This is a genomic window from Mesorhizobium sp. M4A.F.Ca.ET.090.04.2.1 (assembly GCF_003999085.1).
Lineage (GTDB): Bacteria > Pseudomonadota > Alphaproteobacteria > Rhizobiales > Rhizobiaceae > Mesorhizobium.
The window spans coordinates 1-2,563 of sequence record NZ_RZOT01000687.1 but is presented as its reverse complement, the minus strand read 5'-3'; the positions used below and the strand labels follow the sequence as shown (position 1 = coordinate 2,563).

Genomic DNA, 2,563 nt, shown 5'->3' with positions numbered 1-2,563 from the left:
GCACTGGCCACACCACCGTCTTCGTCACCCACGACCAGGAAGAGGCGCTCGAGCTTGCCGATCGCGTCGTGGTGATGAGCCAGGGCCGCATCGAGCAGGTCGGTTCCGCCGATGAGATCTACGACACGCCGAACTCGCCCTTTGTCTATTCCTTCATCGGTGAATCGAGCTCGCTGCCGGTCAAGGTCGAGAGCGGCGAGGTCTGGATCGCCGACCGATCGATCGGCCTGTCCGCCCCGCACGCGGCCTCAGGCGACGCAATGCTCTACTTCCGCCCGCACGACGTCGAGCTCCTTGACGGCTGCAGCGGCTGCATCGCCGGCACCGTTGCCGCCAGCCGCCGTGTCGCTGGCACCAGGCGGGTGGAGCTCGAAGTCGGCGGCGAGCGCCAGCGGGTCGAGGTCGAATTGCCCGTCGACCATCCGGCGGCGCAGAAGAGTCGGGTGGCGTTCAGGCCGCGGCGCTGGAAGCTTTTCCCGGCATCTGAGCCCGGAAAAGCCAGCTGAATCAGCCTGAAAGAAAATCCTAACAAGCATTTGTTTCGGCGGAATCTTTTCCGACGACGACACGATAGCGCCGGCTCGCATGTCTGGCGCTGGCCGGCCTTGTGCTATTATCCTGCGCCCTTGTTGCAACTCTCAAGGAGCCGGTTTTCATGAAGCGATTCTTGCTTGGCGCGGCGGCACTGGCCACACTTTTCCTTGCATCCTCCGAAGCCTGGGCGGCCGACCGATTGCTGAACGCGTCCTACGACGTCGGCCGCGAGCTGTTCGCCGAGGTCAACCAGGCCTTCATCGCCGAACATCCGGGCGTGACGATCGACCAGTCGCATGCTGGGACCTCCGCGCAGGCGCGCGCCATCGCCGAAGGCCTCGGCGCAGATGTCGTCACCTTCAACCAGGTCACCGATGTCGATTTCCTGGTCAACAAGGGTCTCGTCTCCGCCGACTGGCAGAAGGACTTTCCCGACAACGCCTCGCCCTTCTATTCGCTGCCGTCCTTCCTGGTGCGCGCCGGCAACCCCAAGCACATCAAGGACTGGAACGACCTGGTACGCGACGACGTGCAGGTGATCTTCCCCAATCCGAAGACATCGGGCAATGCGCGCTACACCTATCTCGCCGCCACGGCCTACGCCAAGGAGGCCTTCAAGGGCGACGACGCCAAGGTGAAGGAATTCGTCACCAAACTGTTCAACAACGTGCCGATCTTCGACACCGGCGGCCGCGCCGCCACCACCACCTTCGTGCAGCGCGAGATCGGCGATGTGCTGATCACCTTCGAATCGGAGACGCGTGGCATCCGCAAGGAGTATGGCGACGACAAGTTCGAGCAGGTCACGCCCTCGGTCAGCCTGCTGGCGGAGTTTCCCGTCGCCATAGTCGACAAGGTTGCCGACGAGCATGGCACGCGAGATCTCGCCAAGAGCTATCTCGACTTCCTCTATACGCCCGAAGGCCAGGACATCCTCGCCCGCAACGGCAACCGCGTCCGCGATGCGGCGGTCGCCGCGAAGTACAAGGACCAGTTCCCCGACGTCCGCCTGCCGACAGTGGACGACGTCTTCGGCGGCTGGGCCAAGGTGCAGGCCGAGCATTTCGCCGCCGGCGGCCTGCTCGACCAGTCCTATGGCAACCGCTGAGGGTCCAACGCGTCGGCTTCGGCCTGAGCAGGAAAGCCGGCCGTGCCGGCTTTCCTCATTTCATGCGTCAGCAGGCCGGATCCTGGCAAAATCTCGACCTCATCTGTGAAAAACCTTACAAAGAATCAACGCGTTTGCGCCTAACGTGCCGTCGGGCGGCTTGTTTTGCACGAAACGGCAATACGCGATCCGAGACGTCATGATTTGCACACAAACAACCGCCAGATGCAGGCGGTTGGGGTTTTCATGAACTGAATCGGGCATGCTTACCAAAAAAGGCAAATACGGCCTCAAGGCCCTCGTGCATCTTTCCGGACTGCCGGCCGGCCAGCTTGCATTCGTCAATGACATCGCTGTCGCCAACAACATTCCGAAGAAATTCCTCGACGCTATTCTGGGCGAGTTGCGCAATGCCGGTTTCGTCCAGAGCCGCAAGGGCAAGGAAGGCGGCTATCGCCTTGCCCGGCCGGCCTCCGAGATCAAGATCGGCCATGTCGTGCGCGTCCTCGACGGGCCTCTGGCGCCGATCCCCTGCGCCAGCCGCACGCAGTACCAGCGCTGTGAGGATTGCGACGAGGCGACCTGCCAGGTCCGGCACATGATGCTGGAAGTGCGCCAGGCGATTGCCGAGGTGCTGGACAACCGCAGCCTTGCCGCCATGCGCGACGCCGACAATGACGATTTTCCCGTCGAGCTGACCTCGCAGATCTGACCCGGACCTGAAGCTCCGCATCAAGGTCAGCGCCGTCCCCTGGGCGCTCGAATGCCTGTGCCCGATTGCGTCGGGGCAATGGACGCAGTAGAGCGGCCTTTCGGACGCAACCAGGAACAGGCGGGACACCGATCCGATGAGGCTGCCGTGGTTCGGAAAATCCCGCAAGGCCGACCGCAGGACATCGTCCAACATCTACCACACCGAGA

General features: G+C 62.9%; 3 protein-coding genes. All 3 read left to right on the top strand.

Features of this window, described 5'->3' with window-relative positions; all coding sequences use genetic code 11:
- Nucleotides 1–506, top strand: a 506-nt coding sequence (locus EN781_RS30410) for a TOBE-like domain-containing protein (RefSeq protein ID WP_189347943.1), incomplete at its 5' end; no start/stop codon positions are given.
- 149 nt (nucleotides 507–655) lie between these two features.
- Nucleotides 656–1,642 (top strand): sulfate ABC transporter substrate-binding protein, encoded by a 987-nt coding sequence (locus tag EN781_RS30405; protein ID WP_126059031.1) that lies wholly within the window; start codon nucleotides 656–658, stop codon nucleotides 1,640–1,642.
- A 262-nt stretch (nucleotides 1,643–1,904) separates the two neighbouring features.
- The gene (locus EN781_RS30400; RefSeq protein ID WP_013530871.1) at nucleotides 1,905–2,354 is read left to right on the top strand and encodes an Rrf2 family transcriptional regulator; all 450 of its coding nucleotides are present in this window, start codon (nucleotides 1,905–1,907) and stop codon (nucleotides 2,352–2,354) included.
- Nucleotides 2,355–2,563 lie beyond the last annotated feature (209 nt).

What these genes read in the sequence shown, in the direction of transcription:
- EN781_RS30405 (WP_126059031.1), top strand. Translation starts at nt 656, where the DNA reads ATGAAGCGATTCTTGCTTGGCGCGGCGGCACTGGCCACACTTTTCCTT.
- EN781_RS30400 (WP_013530871.1), top strand. Translation starts at nt 1,905, where the DNA reads ATGCTTACCAAAAAAGGCAAATACGGCCTCAAGGCCCTCGTGCATCTT.